Below are 17,648 nucleotides of genomic sequence, written 5' to 3'. Positions count from 1 at the left end.
AGAATGACGACACAAACAGACTGGACCTATGACGGTTCACTAGACCAACCAACACCCACTACACCAGACCAGGAACGAGCAAAGATTGCGGCACTTTTTGGTAAAGGTGACCCAGCACCAAGTCCCGCCACAGAAGGGATTGATTACCAAGCAGAATTCCAGAAGCTAAAGGCTGGTGAATTACAACAAGCCTCGCAGGAAAATACCGAGGTGCTCCCAGCATCAGTAACTTTTCTAGATCCTACCTTGGACAAAGACCCAACCACGCTTTACAAGGAGCACCTTCAGAAACAGCTCACCAGTTATGAAGCAGACATGAGCAACTACCAGTTGGAGCTTGACCGTTTGCAGGGATTGGTCAATGAGAAAGGCAACGCCATCAAAACCATCACCGCTATTCTAAAGGCGATGGATACACTTGTCTAAGCGAATCTAAGACAAAAAAAGTCACCATTTTCAACGTTTGACAACGTATAACTTGCAAGACGCAGTGGTTGAGTGGACTCTAATACGCTGATTGCATCAGCTTTTATAGCCCTACTCAACTGTGCGGAGGTGGGACGACAAAATCGAACCCTACGAGTTACCGATTTTTGTCCCACTTTCTGTTTTTTGCGAAAGGAGCACCATGTTAAGAGACCTATTCAAACCTAAAGAGAAGAACGTTTCACCATCATCAGACCGTTTCAAGTCTTTGATTCATACCTTATCAGCCATGACGGATACAGAGTTAGACAAGGTTGAGAAGCTCATCAATCTAGTCTTTGACCAGAAGCAGCAGGAAAATCAGGTACATCCCTCTGAACCAGTAAGCCCAGTTATTCAGGAAGAAAGCCTGGATGACCGTATTGAGACTGCCAGAGCAACATTAAAGACAGAAGAGCTAGAAAAACGGATTGAGCAGTTTAAGCAGAGTAAGAAGTAAACTATTTCTTTCTTAGTAGGGGATCTTGTGGTATAATTTAGTTAGATTAGAAGTCATCGAAGGTACAGCAATGTATAACTAGGTGGCCTTTTTCTAAGTGAATTGGATAGAATTGAGAGATTATTTTTTGGAACTGACAACTAAACAACGTCGGCAATTACAAAAAAAGAAGTGGTATCATGCAACCTTAGAGAGACATTTAGAATCTTTGAAAAAGGGGATTCGTGCTGATTATAACACTGGACGTGAATTAGATTTTGGTGCTGGTTTTTATATCACTTCTGATTTTGAACAAGCCTGTAAATATATAAATGCACAAGTTTCAGCATTAAATAATGGATTAGGTAGCGAACAAACATTTTTAGAAACAAGTAAAGACGTTGGCATTGTTTTAGAATTTTGTATAGAGAACTTTGAAGAAATTTTTACATCATCTGAATATTGTTGTCATTATTTTGCAAAGCATAAACAATCTGAAGATGGTATTGATTTTGCGGAATTTGTTTTTGAAAATCGGATTCATACAGGAATTCCTAAACACCAATTTGATTTTATTTACGGTGTGCAGACGGATGATAACCCGACTCAGGTTATCGTACAGTATGAAGCTGGAGAGTTAAGCAAGCAAGAAGTGTTAGAAAATTTTCGTCAACCTTACTCATTTAAGCAATTATCAATCCATAATCAAGAATTTTGTGATATAATGAAGATAGATAAAGTATACTTATCAGATACAGGAAAGGAGCTAGACCAATGGTAACCCTAACAATAGATCGTCAAATAGAACTTTATAGCAAGTCATTATTAGAAGCTTTGTTGAAAGTCTCTGACTACCGTTTAGATGAAGCGGTAGCAGAAAAAATTGCGTACCAGTATGCGAAGCAATTAGATTATTCAGATGCTATGTTAATGCACGTTGGTGTAACAACTGTTGCTAGCAACCTAGTATCTAAAATAAAATCTGAGTATTTTAATGCTTAGTATTTCTAAAGAGCCATTCGGCTCTTTTTCTTTTCCTGTGATAATTTTTCCAGATCTGTCTTGTTACACTCTATCTAAGTTAAAAAAATCAACTCTTGATTTTTGATTGGGGGTTTGGGGGCGAAGCCACCACATTTTCTTATCGTCGGCTGACAAACCTGCAAGGTTTGGGGTCAGCTGGCGATTAGATTTTGGGTTATTGTGGACACAATAACTGAGCTCGCAAAAGCCGAAAAGCGAAGCGTTGAGGCTTTTAGGAAGCACCCGTATCCCATACGGTATCGGGGCTGACCCGATAGAGGCAAGTAGAGAAGGAGTATAACGAGATGACAGACCACTACCGCATTATCCGTAAGGAAATCAATCTGACACCAGAGGAACTGGAGCAGATTCAGGAACTGATGAAGAAAGAACATGCCGAGCAATTTTCTCCCTTTGTCCGTCAAAAGCTGATGGATTTAGTCGAAGGGAGGCAGTCAGTGGCTGACTGGTTTACCCTCTGGCAATCCCAGAAGATTGAACAAATCAGTCGAGATATTTTACAGGTGACTATATTGGCTGAACAGACCCAGAGGGTCACGGCAGAGCACTTGCGAATTATCCTAACCTGTGTGCAGGAGCTGATGGCAGAAGTAGAGAAATCTATCACACTCAGTACAGATTTTCGTGACAAATACATGGGAGGATAGACATGGAAAATCGTTACCGCACCAATCTCAAAAAAGTGTTTCTGACGGACCAGGAGTTGGCGACTTTGAACAATCGTATCGGACAGAGTGGCTGTAAAAATTTCTCTGCTTATGCCAGAAAGGTTCTGCTCAATCCCAACATGACCTTTCTGACCATTGATACCAGTAACTATGAGGATCTAGTCTTTGAACTGAAGCGTATCGGAAACAACCTCAATCAAATCGCACGAACCGTCAATCAGAATCACATCTTAACACCAAACGACCGTGAGCTCTTGGTGCAAGGCATTGGCCAACTCATCAAGGAAGTAGAGAAGGACTTTAATATCAAGTGCCAGCAGCTGAAGGAGTTTTATGGTCGTCACTAAGCACTTTGCGGTTCACAGCACCAAGTACCGCAAGAGCCTCATCAAGTACATCCTCAATCCAGAAAAGACGAAGCAGCTGAAGCTGGTCTCTGATTTTGGCATGAGCAATTACCTGGACTTTCCCAGCTATGAGGAATTGGTGGAGATGTATCAGGCTAACTTGACCAACAATGATCGGCTCTATGATTCAAGAAACGACCGTCAGCAACTCAAGCAGACCAAAATCCATGCCCACCACCTAATTCAGTCTTTCTCTCCTGAAGACAAGTTGACACCAGAGGAAATCAATCGCATTGGTTACGAGACTATCAAGGAGTTAACAGGGGGCAACTTTCGTTTCATCGTCACAACCCACACCGATAAAGACCATATCCATAACCATATCCTGATAAATTCCATTGACCTCAATTCGTACAAAAAGCTCAAATGGGACTATGCCCAAGAGAGAAACCTTCGCCTGATTTCTGACCGCTTGGCCAAGGAAGCAGGAGCAAAAATTCTCCCGCCCAATCGTTACTCGCATGAGCAGTTTGAAACCTATCGAAAGACTAATCACAAGTTTGAACTCAAGCAGCGGCTCTATTTTCTGATGGAGAACAGCAAGAGCTTTGAGGACTTTGTGTCCAAGGCTCCTGCTTTAAATGTGGAGATGGATTTCTCTCGTAAGCACGCCAGATTTTTCATGACCGACCGAGACATGAAGCAGGTCATTCGCGGCCATCAACTGGATAAGCGACAGCCCTACACCGAGGATTATTTCAGAGAGCAGTTTGCCAAACGAGCTATTGAGCAGCGACTGGATTTTCTCTTGCCCAGAGCACGTGACCTCTCTCATCTTTTGGACATGGCAGAGCAGTTAAACCTGACAATCTCCCCGAAGAAAAAGCACGTGACCTTTACCTTAGTCGAGGACGGCCGAACCATTTCCATTGAGAACAAAAAGGTCAGCACAAAACACCTCTACGATGTCCAGTTTTTTGAAGAGTATTTTGATAACAGAGACATCATACCAGACCCTGATTTGACTAATCTGGTCTCAGACTTTGAAACCTACCAAGAAGAGCAGGACAAGGACAAGCTCCCTAGTGAAGAACTCTTGGCAGCCTACAAGGATTTCAAGGAGAAGCGAGATAAGATTCAGGAGTTTGAAGTTGTTCTAGCAGACCACCAGCTTGACAAGCTGGTCAAGGACGGCATCTTCATCAAGATGACTTACGGCATCAAAAAAGACGGCTTGGTCTTTATCCCAAACCGTAACTTGGATATTCATGAGAGCGAGCAGGGCAAGACCTACCATGTTTTTATCCGAGAGACTGCTCAGTTTTTCATCTACAACAAAGAAAGTTCAGACCTCAATCGTTACATGAGAGGCCGTGAGCTAATTCGTCAACTCACTCACGACAGCAATCATATCCCGAAATGCAGACGCCCGACTATGGTCAGTCTCAAAGAGAAAATAGCAGAGCTTAATCTTCTTATTGAATTAGACATCAACAACAAATCTTATCAGGAAGTCAAAGACGAGTTAATCAAGGACATCGCCCAGCTGGATTTGACCCTCACGGAGTTGCAGGATAAGGTCGCTCATCTCAACAAAGTAGCAGAAGTCTTGCTTAATCTTAATAACTCTGATCCAGAAAACAGACGACTAGCCAGATATGACTATGGCAAGATGAATCTGACACCAGATATCAAACTGGAGCAGGTGGAGAAGGAGATTGGAGACAACCAAGATTCCCTAACAAAATGGATAGATGATTACGAATATAAGGTTAGGAGACTTGAGGCTTTAGTTCAGACAATTAGTTACTTTCTTTCTTCTTCAAATCATGGCGACTATCTAAGTAAAAGTGAATTGACAAGATAATCTCAAAAAAAATAGAAAAATAGCCGATAAATACTTGCATATCGGAATAAAAAGTAGTACAATGGAAGCGGATAAAGTACTTAATCCAAAAAATTTAAATAGGAGGAACTAGCTATGGCAGAAGAAGTATTAAATCTTCAGCTTGTATCTGTTCAATTGGAAGAGACAGATGAAGTTGATGGAATGCGGTTTAGTACATTCAGTGCACATCGTTGTGGCAACTGGAGTGCTTTTAGTTGGGAAAAATGTTAACTTATATAGTTGACACGATTTAAATTGTGAATTCTAGAATTTTTCTAGAGTTTTGGATGTCGTTCCAATATATGCATTGGAATGTTAGTGCTTATATGGGGAGAATCCAAAAGATTCTCCCTTTTTGATTAAAATTAACTTCTATTTCATCAGTTTGATAATGTTTGTAGGAGAACTTATTATGGATTATATTTTTAATTTAGAGCACCCTTTTTATTTCACTGATAATGATTATAGTATTGACACTAGTACAAAATATCAAGTTAGTTTACCGTATAATTGGCATGAGGTCATGAATAATGACGAGTGGATATACCAGTATCCTATTGATAAATTTGTAGAGCGGCAAGGATGGAAAATACACATTAGTTCTGATTATAAAAATTCCCATGTATTACTGCAAATTGTATCAGATATTTGTCATGAAACGGGAATTCCATTTAAGCACCTGAGTACAGAAGATAAATTTATAAATCGAAATGGGAAGTTAATTAGTCGTGGATTTTCAGGCAAGTTTATTACATGCTATCCAAATCATGATGAGTTACAGCAATTATTATACAGATTAGAGAATGCTCTAAGAGAATTCAATGGACCATATATTTTAAGTGATAAACGCTGGAATGAGGCCCCGGTTTATCTAAGATATGGTGTGTTTAGACCGTCAAATAACGATGAAAAGAAAGTGGAAATAGACGAATTAATTATTGGAGAATCTGTTGTTAAAGATGAGCGTTTGCCACAGTTTAAAGTTCCCGAAGGTCTAGAGATTCCTGATTTTTTGAAGGAATGGTTGGATAGGAAAGATGAAAAGAAGAATCAGTTTCCTTTTGTAATCGAAAATGCTATCAGATTTTCAAATAGTGGTGGAATATATAATGCTTCGCTAAAAACTAATAATAAAAGGATGATTTTAAAGGAGGCACGTCCATATACAGGTTTGGGATTTGATGGAATTTATTCTTTTGAAAGGTTAGAAGCTGAGCATAAAGCTTTAAATATTTTAACTGATTGCCCTGAAGTACCACAGGTATATTGGTTTGGTAGGATATGGGAACATACCTTTTTAGGTGTAGAATATATGGAAGGAGTTCCATTAAACAGATGGGTTACTAATAATTTTCCTTTATATGAAGTCGTAGATAAGTCAAAAAAATACTTGATTAGAATTTCTAAAATCATTGAAAAACTCATTAGTTTAACTGAAATATTTCATTCTAGTAACGTTTACCATCAAGATTTACACTTAGGGAATGTTTTGATAAAGGGTAAAGATGAGATTAGTATTATTGATTGGGAACAGGCTAAGTTTTCAAACAAAGAAAAGGTTGCTCATGAAGTTGCAGCCCCAGGATTTAGAGCTTGGGGAAAAACGTATCCTAGCGAGATAGATTGGTACGGAATACGGCAGATTGCTCACTATTTGTTTCTGCCACTTGTCACTACATCGGATCTTACATATAATTATGTGAATCAGATTAGAGTGGCAGGGAAGAAGCAATTTGAGGATTTGGGCTATCCCAAAGAACATATAGCTAATATAGAGAGATTATTATTGTATTTAGATTCTAAATGCCCGGTAGTCAATAATACCTCTAGAAAGAAAATATTTAAACCTATTCCAGAAGTATTTTCTATTCATACTGAAAATGATATACAGAATATTGCGGTCAAAATGCTTAGAGGATTCACTATATCATATAATCAGTGGTATAAAGAGTTTAAGTTCAGGCATTTTCCAGTGCATTATTATGGCTTGAAAATCAATCAAGGTAATGCGTATTCAGATTTAAGTATTTTATGGAGTTATTATCAATTGGCACAAACTATTAATGGAATAAAATTTGATGATTACTATAAAGTAAGAGAGCAAATCATTGATAAGGCGGTAAAAAATTTTGATAATGAATCGTTTGGTGGTTTATTTGATGGTATTATAGGGACAATATGGCTGATATATGAATTGGGAAATAAAGAACAGGCCACTAAGCTTTTTGGTAAATATTTTAAAAATATATTAGAAAATACTTCTGCTCAAAACCTTTATAGTGGTAGAGCAGGAATTTTGTTGGTTGGTATATATCTACTTAGCAAAGGAGAAATATATGGTGATATAATGCAAGAATTGCTTATAAACCTTAGAAAGTATACAACGGAATACTTACAAAATCCTGAGAAGTTTTGTAAAGTTGGTAGGAGTGATGTACAGAGTAACGATCCCTATGAAAACTATGGTGGATTATTTTATGGCCATGCTGGGATAGGGTGGTTATTTGGCGAAGCATACAGATATACAGGTGATAGTATCTATAAGGATGGGTTAGAGTTAGCAATTGACAAAGAACTAGTTGCATATAAAACTGATACTAATGATTCGTTACAATATAGTCAGGGATATAGATTATTACCCTATTTAGCGACAGGTAGTGCGGGTTTATTAATGCTAATTAAAAGAAACAAAGAAAATTTATCACAAAAATATACAGATTATATGCATTCATTAGAAAAGGCTACTAATCCAGTTTTCTGCGTACTACCAGGGCTGTTTAATGGTTTTTGTGGTCTTGAGGTGGCCAATAATGTATATAATGATTCAAATGATTCATTTGAGGGGCAGAAAAAATTAATCCAGGGACTTTGTAAGTATTTTAGCGTTGTTGAAGAAGGCTTAGTGGTTACCGGTGATAATGGTTTGAAAATAACAACGGATATTGCTTCAGGATTTGCAGGAATTGCAATTGGATTACTATCAATAAGGGTTAATAAATTTATATTACTTCCTCAAGTATGATTATGTATAGACTGCGAGGATAGAACTATGCAGAAAAATAGTAAAGCATTTTTAGAGACAATACAAGAAAAAAAATATTATAAAGACTGTATTTATCAATCGTTCCAAGAATTAAAGGATTGGAAGTCTTTGAAATTTAGAAAGGGAAACTATTGGTACCAATATGATAATTGGGACCTTCCGAATAGAGGAATAATAAAAGAATGGATGGCTAAAGACAATGACTGGATACCTAAAGTAAAATCGAAGTCCCAGACATTTAATGTTATATTAAATGTAGAGGAATGCTTAATACCTGACGGCTGTATTTTACAAGATGTCAGATTATCACCAATAGGAAATTATATAGTACTAGTGTTGTCCTCTCCTCAAAGTATTAATTTAATTGGTATTGAAAAATATACAATGGAAAAAATTTTTGAAATCGAGAATATCGCAATGGAAAGCTCTTTTTATCTAGGTAAATATGGTATTATGTTTTCACGTTGTGATAAGAATGGCAGACCGAGCAAACTATTCTACAAAGAATTACAATCGTCGGATGAAAAACTATTGTTTGAGGAAGATGAACAATCATTTCGGATAAAAATAATGTATGCAGATGATAATAGTTGTTTTGTAAAATCATCAAACTTTTTCATGGGGCAAATAAATCTATATATTTTCAAAAACTCAGGATTTGATCAATATAGTTTTTCGCCGTCTATTTGTACAATTCCCAGGGATCTTGCATTACTAAGTTTTGAAGAGAGTACATACTATGTTGCTATATATTCAGATGAAGAAGGAAAGGATTTTATCAATTTTATAAATATTGTCTCAGAGGAAGTAATTACAGTACCGATACCATATCAAGAGCGGACTAGACGGGTTCACTGGATATGCGGTAGGGTTCTCTTGGATTGTTCTAATGAATCACGCTCGTTATTTTACTACATTGACTTCAGTAGCAAAGAAATGAGTGATCCCAAATTTACAAGAATTCTCTTCGATAGGAAGACAACTATTTATGAAAATTCATATTCTACTCAAAAATTACTATTCCTTGAGAATGAGACATTTTATGAAAAAATTTTAAGTTATGACTTTTCAAATAGTACTTTTAAAAAAGAAGTTGAAATTCCAATTCTAAAAACAGATCAGACTAAGTATCACACTAAGTTGATTTGGGCAGAGGGTAAGGGAGTAAATATACCCATTACATTATTTTGGAAAAGTGATCAGATAGATAAATTCCCAAAGAACAGTAAATGCATCTTAAGTGTATATGGGGCATATGGTAAGAACGATAGTACCAAGCTAGATCAAATCATGCTTTCCATAATAAATGCAGGATTTGTATATGCTGTTGTACATGTACGAGGAGGAGGGTACCTTGGAGGAGATTGGTATCGACAAGGGAAGGGATTGAATAAGTGGAACTCTATCACGGACTTTATTGATAGTGTTCATTATCTGATTAAACATAATATAGTAGATTCACAAAAATTAGGCTTGTTAACTTCAAGTGCGGGCGGCATAATTGCAGGAGCAACCCTTAATGAACAGAATAATCTGTTAAAGAGTATTTTACTATTTTCTCCCTTTATCAACCCTTACGATACTCTTCAGAATCCAAACGACCCATTATCCAAAACGGAAATTTCAGAATGGGGTGATATTAGAGATCCAATAGTTAAGGACTATATAAAATCTTATTCACCAATGCAGAATGTAAAGAAAGCCACAGGTTCAAAGAGTATAGTTATTAATATTTTAGGTGGAAAAGACCCATATATTAATAACGAAGAAGTCCTAGAATGGTCTGATAAACTCAAAGATATTGGAGTAAAAAGTTTGTTATACTACAACAAGACAGCGGGACATGGCGGTCTCACATCATTGGACGATTATCTGATAATTGATACTCTCAGTTATTTTCTTGAGATAGTAGGAGGAGTAAAATGAGAAAATATTTTAAATTTTTAAACAAATACAAGCTTATTTTTGTCGGTATATTTATAATTATATCTTCGTTTAACGGCATATTATTATCGGGTATAATTGTACATGCAGGAAAACTGGAGCAAACCTCAACATTTAATGAAATTCTCCAATTTGGTTTGTTTAGTATTTTAGGATGGTCTCTAGTTTACATATCAAACTATTATTTGGAGGTTACAGAATCCTCTATAATAAAGGATATAAATATTAAAATAAAACAAGGATATTTTAGAGAACAATATTTTTCTTCTGGGGAAACCAGAGACTACTCTTCTATTATCTCAGTTTTATCCAATGATTTAAGGTTAGTTGAAGAAAACTACTTTAGACAGATTTTTGAGATAGTCTCTTCGATTCCATTATTTCTTGTCTCGTTAGTATTTATGCTGTATTTAAATTTTTGGGTGTCTATAATATTCATCTCGTTATCAGCTTTACCAATCATAGTTCCTATATTCATGAAGGGAATGTTATCTAATTCAGCAAATTTATACTCAACTAGCAATGCCGAGTATACTCATACAATCAAAGAAATTTTCAATGGACTAAGAACACTGAAATCTTATTCGGTAACAAGAGAAATAGTTGATTTATCAGATGATAAACTGGATAAACTGGAACAGTCTACTTTTAATTTAAGACGTTCAGAAGTTCTTGCAAAATTAGTTGCTGTATTAATTGCTGGTTTTTCTTTTTTAGTTCCTCTAGTCGTAGGTTGTTATTTTGTAATATATCATAAAAGTCTTACATATAGTGAACTGATAGGGATATTTTTGGCAAATGATAAAGTTTTAGGGCCAATTCAATCAATCGCCTATTCATTAAATAAGATGAATACTACAAAGGATCTAAGGAAACCTTTCTTGAATTACTTATGTGACACAAATAATTATAACTATAAAGAAGGACTTTTTACTTCGAATATAGATGAAATAAAACTTGAGGATGTTGTGTATTCTATTTCTCCTGAGAACAAATTAACTATTAACTTTGCGTGTAAGAAACCTTTTCGTATATTGGTGACAGGAGCATCTGGAACAGGAAAAACAACATTATTAAATTTAATAAACAGGACAATTAGACCAGATGTAGGTGTGGTATCATTATTATCAAATGGGAAAGCCAGTATGGATCTAGTTCCGACGGTAGCTCAAACACCATATATTTTTGATACTACTATTCGTAATAATATAACCCTTTTCCAAAATAGGTATTTTTCTGATAATCAAATAATAGAAGTCTTAAGGAAGGTAAATTTATTTGAGGAGTTACATAACGATGATATACTTGACTATCACTGTGGAGAAAACGGAAGCAATCTATCTGGAGGACAAAAACAGAAAGTTGCTTTAGCTAGAGCCCTTATTAGGAATAATAAAATCTATTTATTTGATGAAATATCAGCCAATCTAGATAAAGAGAATTCTAATTCTATTCATGATACATTATTTAATCTAGATATTTCATTTATTGAAGTTTCACATCATTTTGATTTGAATGATACTAGATATACCGAAATATATAGACTAGAACACGGGCAATTAAATAAAATTAGATGATTGGAGGTAATAAGAATGTCAAGTGATTCAAAGCTTTTATATATTGAAGAATTATCACATCAATTCTTTCTAGGAAATAAAAAGATATTGAAAGTATTGAAAAATATATCATTTACTGCTTCAAAAGGAGAGTTTATTAGTATCCTAGGGATAAGTGGTTCTGGAAAATCAACACTGCTAAAATGTATTTCTAGCCTACTAAAGCCAACCAGTGGTAAAGTATTGTTGAATGGGGTTGATCCCTACAGAATAGGGAATTTGAAACTTTCAAATTTAAGACGTAAGGAGATATCTTTTATTTTTCAGTCGTACAATTTAGTTCCCTCTTTACCAGTATTAGAGAACATTGTACTTCCTTTACGATTATCACAAAAAAAAATAGATATACAAGTAATCGAAAATCTATTAAATCGAATGAAATTTAATGCTGGACTAGGCGATTTTGTAAGTACATTGTCAGGTGGAGAGCAACAAAAAGTTGCTATAGCACGTGCAATCGTTACTGATAGTGATATAATTTTTGCGGATGAGCCAACTGGAGCGCTAGATAGTGTATCACGTGAAGTTATTTTTGAATTGTTGAGAGAACTAGTTGAAAAAGGGAAGTGCGTCATAATGGTAACCCACGATATTGAGCTTGCTTCAAAAACAGATAGAGCTTTAATTTTAAAAGATGGGAGAATTTACAGAGAGTTACTTAATCCTAGCGGAGAGGAGCTTTATAAAATATTGAAGGTAGAATCGTCTCAAGGAGGTATAGATGATAAGGTTGATATGTTATCAATTTAACCGAAGCAAGAAACAATGGTTAGGCATTTCTCCCGTGATTTTTATTTCGAGTTTAGTTGTTGGTTTAGCATTTAATGGTTATTTAAATGTAGCTATTAACTCTCAGGTATTTTTAGGACTCCCAGATCCAAAACCGATTTTCCTATTTCCAATAGTATTTGGAGGAGTTACTTTATTTTTTGTAATTTCTACATTAATTAGTATGTTAGTACAAACATTTAGAGAGGATTACAATCTGTTAGAAATATTAGGTGCAAGTAGATTTCATTTATCTTTTCTTGTAGGTGGGCAGATTTTCATAATCTCAATTATTGTTAGCATTGTTGGCTATATCTGTTCTCTTCCTGTCACTATTAATTACTATCACTTCTTGCAACATTTTTTTGGAAAGAATATTTTACCTGATATACAATTTAGGATGACTATATTAGGATTTGTTTCAACAGTATTACTAATATCTTTTTTAACCTTTTTAAGTGGTTGTTATTACTCTCTTAAAAGTATGAAACATAAAATTATCAGTCCATTCCGAAAAAAAATTCGACTGGTAAGAAAGGCAATGCTACTATGCTTCATACTCTTTATTTGGGGAACTATTCTTATTCAGATTTTTCAGGTTCAATCTATATTAGCGAAAGCTCAAATGATTTTTAATCTAGTAATTTTTAATATAGCCATTACTTATCAAATATCTCCTTATATTCAAGGGGGAGCTATCAAATTGCTCTCAAAAGTGATATTTAGAAAACGATATATGTATATTTTTTCGAAGTGGAATTTATTATTTAATAATTCTTATATAAAATCTATAAGTGCATCAGCTATCGGTATCATAACTCTCATATCGAGCTTTCAAATGATATCTCAAAACATATTAGCCAGATTTCAAGATAATGGAGATTTAGAGTTGAAAGTAGCTTTTATTGTATACGTAGGAGCACCGATTTTAATAGTATTGGCAAATATTATGTCTATTGCGATTCTATCTTTAGAGCAAGAGAAAAATGAAATTAAACAATTAGAACTTTTAGGAGTTTCAAACTTTCAAATGGTAATGATTAAGTTGGGAGAGTCAATATTTTTAACGACAGTAGTATCGTTGCTCTCACTACTCCTTAATATTGTGATAATGTTATTGATAGCGTACTGTTTAAAAGAAGATAGCTTGCTTAGAAGTTTTAACTATTCTGGCTTAGTTCTTTCAAATATAATAATTTCAATTATGCTATTCACTGTTCTGTTTTTATCAAAGAGCTCCTACTTTATTATCAAAAATATAAGAGATAACATTATCAAATTGCTTGTAAATTCCAATAAAAAAGTTTATAATAGTAATGGATAAAGTACTTAATCCAAAAAATTTAAATAGGAGGAACTAGCTATGGCAGAAGAAGTATTAAATCTTCAGCTTGTATCTGTTCAATTAGAAGAGACAGATGAAGTTGATGGAATGCGGTTTAGTACATTCAGTGCACATCGTTGTGGCAACTGGAGTGCTTTTAGTTGGGAAAAATGTTAACGTGTATAGTTAACTTGTTTAAATTGTAGACTTTTAGAATTTTTTCTAAAGTTTTGGATACATTCCAGTATATTGGAATGCTAGTACTAAAGTCAGGGGAATCAGTAGATTCCCCCTTTTTGATAAAATTAAATTTTAAGCGTAATAGTTGATTGTGAATAATACAGCATATTGGAATTCCGTAATGTCAGCTATGTTCCTGAAAAACTTAGATATAAAATGAATAGAGTGCAAAGTAAACAGTTCGTATAAGAAAAGTCGCGATGTCTTACAGATATCGTGGTTTTTCTTATATGAATTAAGTTATTGAATTGTGATTCTGGAATCTAGATTATTTTTTAGAAGGAGAAATTTATTCGATAATTTCTATGCAGATATTGCATAGAACCCCATTTTTAATTTTAGAATGACTAAAATAGTATCAGAAGGGGTTCTATGTATATTCGGATAAAAAATTTAAGAGAAGACAGAGACTATAAACAGAGTCAAATTTCACAGTACTTAAATTGTTCCCAATCTACTTATTCTAGAATAGAGAACGGTATTCAAGATGTTCCTACTCAGTTTTTAAAGAAGTTGGTAAAGTTATATGGAGTAACTACGGATTTTTTGCTAGAGATGGATAAGGAATAATATCCCTTCTGTTGCCCGTTGACAACTGAATAGACCAATGTGGGACTTTCTCACTTGTCAAGCAATTTAGTCGGATACGCTAGGATATGAGCGAATAATGTTGACTATAAAATAGGTTGGTCACCTATCTGCCAGGACAACAAGTGAGGATAATGATACTTCTAACCGTTTAGGCTGCCAGCGAGAAAGGACAGAGGGTGCAATCCCCATGTAGAACTTAACCAGTTCTGCCCACTGAGGTCATAAATTTTAAAGTAAAGGAAATAAGAATTATGGAAAAAACACAAACTGGTGCGGAGTTACCGCAAGTTATGATTGAGGGCTATAAGGTGACGGTAAGAGTAACCGATAAGCCATTAAAGATTACCGAGGTTTTAGACGATTTACTGGGGCGACAGCTGGAAAAAATTTGAGTTTTTAGCGGACAAGTCTTGATAGATTATGTAAAATAGACTAGTAGAACCTCAGTCCTTAATCGGTAAGCACCTAAACACTGATTAAGGAGAGACACATGACAAAAGCCTGTATTTATTTACGCCTATCACGAGATGATGGGGATNTAATCGGTAAGCACCTAAACACTGATTAAGGAGAGACACATGACAAAAGCCTGTATTTATTTACGCCTATCACGAGATGATGGGGATAATGTGGAAAGCAATTCCATCATCAACCAACGCTCGCTTTTGCGAGACTATGCCAGAAATCACGATTTTATAATTTTAGAAGAATTTGTGGATGATGGCATCAGTGGCTTAACCTTTAACCGTCCTGACTTTAACCGTATGATGGCGATGGTGAATGATAAAATCATTGATACCATAATTGTCAAGGACTTATCACGCTTCGGTCGAGATTATATTGAGACTGGGAAATACCTTCAACGAATTTTACCTACAATGGGAGTTAGGTTTATTTCAGTCAATGACCACTATGATAGTATGACCGCAGATACCAATGAAACACACTTGGTCATGCCTATTAAAAGTCTTATTAACGACAGCTACTGTCGAGATATTTCAACCAAAGTTCGGAGTACTCAAAAAGCGAAACGGCAAAAAGGCGAGTTTATCGGAGCCTTTGCTCCCTATGGCTATCTTAAAGATGACAAGCAACGGAATCATTTGGTGGTTGATGAGATTATACGCCCGACTATCGAGAAAATCTTTGCTCTGAAACTAGATGGCTATTCGTCAAACGCTATTGCAAGGTTTCTTAATCAAGCTGGGGTAGAAACGCCTCTACAACGTAAGAAAGCCCGTCAGGAAAAGCTTAAAGGTTTTTATGGCCATTGCCATAAGTGGGATACCAAAATGGTCAATCGTATCCTGATTAATCGTGTCTATACTGGCACTTTGGAACAAGGTAAACAAACCAAACTCAATTACAAGTCGCAGAAATCTGTGGCTGTCAATCCATCAGATTGGGTACGAGTTGACGATACGCATGAGGCGATTATCTCAAAAAGTACGTTTGAGATAGCCAATAATCTCTTACTCAGGGATGTCAAGCATGGGAAAAATGTTCCTGACTTATTTGCGGGGTTATTGTTCTGTAGCGACTGTCAGGCTCAGCTTGTACAACGAAAACTTCGCTACAAGGACAAAGAGACTGTTCAATATATTTGTAGCACCTACAATAATGGACGAGGATGTAGCCGTCATGCAATTAAACAAGAGAGATTACTAGACTTAGTATCGACCTTTATTCATCAATACCTTGACTGGAAGTCTTATCTGATTAAAGCCGTTCCTGATTATTTGAACCAAGAACAGTTTTTGGAAGTTGATTTTACTTCTCTGCTTGCGAATCGTAAGAAGTATGAACAGTTGCTCCAGTCCTTGTATTTGGATTTAGACGACGGTTTGATCAATGATACAGAATACCAAGAGTTTCAGCGAAGCTATCGCCAAAAGCTAAAACAGATTGAGGACACCATCACTCAAAAGAAAGCACTGGCTCAAACCCTGTATGACAAACTTCAGGATAAGGAACGGTGGCTAAAGCAATTGAGTGAAATCCAGAAAGATAAAAAACTCAATCGTCTCACTTTAGTGACCTTACTTGACCGTATTGTCATTCATGAGAACCAGGAGTTGACCTTAGTGTTTCATGATGTGGCAGAACTAGAAGTCCTCCAGCAGTTTTCTCATAAAGAGACGGAGGTGGTCTAATGGCACGTACCAAGAACCGCTACCGCAAGCAAACGAGCGAAGAGATACCATGCCAAACTTATCGCACAGGAATCTACATTCGTCTGTCCAAAGAGCGTACTGAAATCTGGAGAAACAAGTCGCAGTCCTTAGAAACGCAAGAAAGTCTAGCTCGAGCTTTTGCTAAGGAGAAAGGTTTAGTTGTAACCAAGTGCTACATCGACTATGAGTATTCAGGCACAACTTTTAACCGACCTGCCTACCAGGACATGATGGATGACCTCAAAAAAGGTATCATCAACTGTATCTTAATTCGAGACTTATCTCGTCTGGGTCGTAACTATATTGAGATGGGACGACTGATTGATAAAGTATTCCCTTTTATGGGGGTTCGATTTATCTCAATCAATGATAACCTAGACACTCTCAATGGGTTAGGAGATAAGAAATCCTTTGAGGTAGAAATTAAGAATTTGGTCAATGACCTTTATTCTAAGGATATTTCAAAGAAAGTTATAGCCTATAATATTCATCAAGCCAGTCAAGGATATTTTATAGGCAGTTTTCCTCCTTATGGCTATAAGCTAGATAAGCAAGAAAAGGGAGTGAAACTCGGTATTGATCCGATTGTGCAACCCGTTCTTAAAACAGTATTTGAGAAGTTAACAGTAGGTCAATCCATTATTGCGGTGACAAAATATCTAAATGAGGAGAGATTAGCTGTACCGACTGCCTATCGAGAAACGGGACGACTGACCAGGCTTGACTCGGATACAAGAGAATGGAAATCAGCCAATCTTTTGCGATTGATTAAGAGTCCAGTTTACCAAGGACAATTAGTTCAACGAAAAAACAATAAGTCTTTAGCACAGAAAGACTATGTTCACTTTGAGCATGCTCATGAGGCCTACATTAGTTCAGAAGATTTTGAAAGGATTAAAGCTAAGATTAGTGACAGAAAAAATTCCAAAAAATCAGCTGCACCCAGAACACCTAATCGCTATAATGGTCTGGTTTATGCCAAAACCAAATCAACTCAAATGATTCGAAAATGTCGTCATTTCTCAAACAATAAGTCTAATTATGATTACTATTATTTTACAGACTATGTTTATGGTACAATACCTTCAGAAAGACAG

At 35.8% G+C, this 17,648-nt stretch carries 18 protein-coding genes; all 18 read left to right on the top strand.

Annotated features, from left to right (window positions below):
- The coding region (locus ACERC7_RS09110; protein ID WP_373666757.1) for a DUF5945 family protein at positions 1–426 on the top strand (426 nt) is incomplete at its 5' end.
- Between the two features lie 202 nt (positions 427–628).
- The gene (locus ACERC7_RS09105; protein ID WP_373666756.1) at positions 629–925 is read left to right on the top strand and encodes a hypothetical protein; all 297 of its coding nucleotides are present in this window, start codon (positions 629–631) and stop codon (positions 923–925) included.
- Positions 926–1,022: 97 nt separating this feature from the next.
- Positions 1,023–1,685, top strand: a complete 663-nt coding sequence (locus tag ACERC7_RS09100) for a DUF3990 domain-containing protein (RefSeq protein ID WP_373666755.1) — start codon at positions 1,023–1,025, stop codon at positions 1,683–1,685.
- On the top strand, positions 1,679–1,906 hold the full coding sequence (locus ACERC7_RS09095) for a hypothetical protein (protein WP_077323141.1): 228 nt from the start codon (positions 1,679–1,681) through the stop codon (positions 1,904–1,906). The genes ACERC7_RS09100 and ACERC7_RS09095 overlap by 7 nt, the downstream gene beginning before the upstream one ends.
- Before the next feature lie 326 nt (positions 1,907–2,232).
- The gene (locus ACERC7_RS09090; RefSeq protein WP_373666754.1) at positions 2,233–2,595 is read left to right on the top strand and encodes an SAG1252 family conjugative relaxosome accessory protein; all 363 of its coding nucleotides are present in this window, start codon (positions 2,233–2,235) and stop codon (positions 2,593–2,595) included.
- 2 nt (positions 2,596–2,597) lie between these two features.
- Entirely contained in the window at positions 2,598–2,963 is a 366-nt protein-coding gene (gene mobC, locus ACERC7_RS09085) for a plasmid mobilization relaxosome protein MobC (protein WP_373666753.1), read from the top strand.
- The gene (locus tag ACERC7_RS09080) at positions 2,950–4,830 is read left to right on the top strand and encodes an SAG1250 family conjugative relaxase (RefSeq protein ID WP_373666752.1); all 1,881 of its coding nucleotides are present in this window, start codon (positions 2,950–2,952) and stop codon (positions 4,828–4,830) included. Before mobC ends, ACERC7_RS09080 begins: the two co-directional genes overlap by 14 nt.
- Before the next feature lie 114 nt (positions 4,831–4,944).
- Entirely contained in the window at positions 4,945–5,082 is a 138-nt protein-coding gene (locus tag ACERC7_RS09075; protein ID WP_373666746.1) for a SapB/AmfS family lantipeptide, read from the top strand.
- Positions 5,083–5,263: 181 nt separating this feature from the next.
- Positions 5,264–7,873, top strand: a complete 2,610-nt coding sequence (locus tag ACERC7_RS09070; RefSeq protein WP_373666751.1) for a lanthionine synthetase LanC family protein — start codon at positions 5,264–5,266, stop codon at positions 7,871–7,873.
- A gap of 27 nt (positions 7,874–7,900) precedes the next feature.
- Positions 7,901–9,820: a prolyl oligopeptidase family serine peptidase gene (locus ACERC7_RS09065; protein WP_373666750.1), complete on the top strand. Its 1,920-nt coding sequence runs from the start codon at positions 7,901–7,903 to the stop codon at positions 9,818–9,820.
- The gene (locus ACERC7_RS09060) at positions 9,817–11,415 is read left to right on the top strand and encodes an ATP-binding cassette domain-containing protein (protein ID WP_373666749.1); all 1,599 of its coding nucleotides are present in this window, start codon (positions 9,817–9,819) and stop codon (positions 11,413–11,415) included. Before ACERC7_RS09065 ends, ACERC7_RS09060 begins: the two co-directional genes overlap by 4 nt.
- Positions 11,416–11,430: 15 nt before the next feature.
- On the top strand, positions 11,431–12,204 hold the full coding sequence (locus ACERC7_RS09055; protein WP_373666748.1) for an ABC transporter ATP-binding protein: 774 nt from the start codon (positions 11,431–11,433) through the stop codon (positions 12,202–12,204).
- Positions 12,176–13,546 (top strand): hypothetical protein, encoded by a 1,371-nt coding sequence (locus ACERC7_RS09050; RefSeq protein ID WP_373666747.1) that lies wholly within the window; start codon positions 12,176–12,178, stop codon positions 13,544–13,546. Before ACERC7_RS09055 ends, ACERC7_RS09050 begins: the two co-directional genes overlap by 29 nt.
- Before the next feature lie 39 nt (positions 13,547–13,585).
- On the top strand, positions 13,586–13,723 hold the full coding sequence (locus ACERC7_RS09045) for a SapB/AmfS family lantipeptide (RefSeq protein ID WP_373666746.1): 138 nt from the start codon (positions 13,586–13,588) through the stop codon (positions 13,721–13,723).
- Between the two features lie 435 nt (positions 13,724–14,158).
- Positions 14,159–14,356 carry a helix-turn-helix domain-containing protein gene (locus ACERC7_RS09040; protein WP_373666745.1) on the top strand — a complete coding sequence of 66 codons (198 nt, stop codon included), beginning with the start codon at positions 14,159–14,161 and terminating at the stop codon, positions 14,354–14,356.
- 272 nt (positions 14,357–14,628) lie between these two features.
- Positions 14,629–14,769 carry a hypothetical protein gene (locus ACERC7_RS09035; protein ID WP_023370206.1) on the top strand — a complete coding sequence of 47 codons (141 nt, stop codon included), beginning with the start codon at positions 14,629–14,631 and terminating at the stop codon, positions 14,767–14,769.
- 186 nt (positions 14,770–14,955) lie between these two features.
- Positions 14,956–16,530, top strand: coding sequence for a recombinase family protein (locus tag ACERC7_RS09030; protein ID WP_373666744.1), 1,575 nt, complete (start codon positions 14,956–14,958; stop codon positions 16,528–16,530).
- A partial coding sequence (locus ACERC7_RS09025; RefSeq protein WP_373666743.1) for a recombinase family protein occupies positions 16,530–17,648 on the top strand: 1,119 nt, incomplete at its 3' end. The genes ACERC7_RS09030 and ACERC7_RS09025, both read left to right, overlap by 1 nt.

The sequence above is a fragment of the Streptococcus sp. E17BB genome (assembly GCF_041807725.1).
GTDB classification, from domain to species: Bacteria; Bacillota; Bacilli; order Lactobacillales; family Streptococcaceae; genus Streptococcus; species Streptococcus entericus.
This window is presented reverse-complemented; position numbering and strand designations above follow the sequence as displayed.

Coding starts and splice junctions, on each gene's coding strand:
- ACERC7_RS09105 (WP_373666756.1), top strand. CDS start 629: ATGTTAAGAGACCTATTCAAACCTAAAGAGAAGAACGTTTCACCATCA.
- ACERC7_RS09095 (WP_077323141.1), top strand. CDS start 1,679: ATGGTAACCCTAACAATAGATCGTCAAATAGAACTTTATAGCAAGTCA.
- ACERC7_RS09090 (WP_373666754.1), top strand. CDS start 2,233: ATGACAGACCACTACCGCATTATCCGTAAGGAAATCAATCTGACACCA.
- mobC (WP_373666753.1), top strand. CDS start 2,598: ATGGAAAATCGTTACCGCACCAATCTCAAAAAAGTGTTTCTGACGGAC.
- ACERC7_RS09080 (WP_373666752.1), top strand. CDS start 2,950: ATGGTCGTCACTAAGCACTTTGCGGTTCACAGCACCAAGTACCGCAAG.
- ACERC7_RS09075 (WP_373666746.1), top strand. CDS start 4,945: ATGGCAGAAGAAGTATTAAATCTTCAGCTTGTATCTGTTCAATTGGAA.
- ACERC7_RS09070 (WP_373666751.1), top strand. CDS start 5,264: ATGGATTATATTTTTAATTTAGAGCACCCTTTTTATTTCACTGATAAT.
- ACERC7_RS09065 (WP_373666750.1), top strand. CDS start 7,901: ATGCAGAAAAATAGTAAAGCATTTTTAGAGACAATACAAGAAAAAAAA.
- ACERC7_RS09060 (WP_373666749.1), top strand. CDS start 9,817: ATGAGAAAATATTTTAAATTTTTAAACAAATACAAGCTTATTTTTGTC.
- ACERC7_RS09055 (WP_373666748.1), top strand. CDS start 11,431: ATGTCAAGTGATTCAAAGCTTTTATATATTGAAGAATTATCACATCAA.
- ACERC7_RS09050 (WP_373666747.1), top strand. CDS start 12,176: ATGATAAGGTTGATATGTTATCAATTTAACCGAAGCAAGAAACAATGG.
- ACERC7_RS09045 (WP_373666746.1), top strand. CDS start 13,586: ATGGCAGAAGAAGTATTAAATCTTCAGCTTGTATCTGTTCAATTAGAA.
- ACERC7_RS09040 (WP_373666745.1), top strand. CDS start 14,159: ATGTATATTCGGATAAAAAATTTAAGAGAAGACAGAGACTATAAACAG.
- ACERC7_RS09035 (WP_023370206.1), top strand. CDS start 14,629: ATGGAAAAAACACAAACTGGTGCGGAGTTACCGCAAGTTATGATTGAG.
- ACERC7_RS09030 (WP_373666744.1), top strand. CDS start 14,956: ATGACAAAAGCCTGTATTTATTTACGCCTATCACGAGATGATGGGGAT.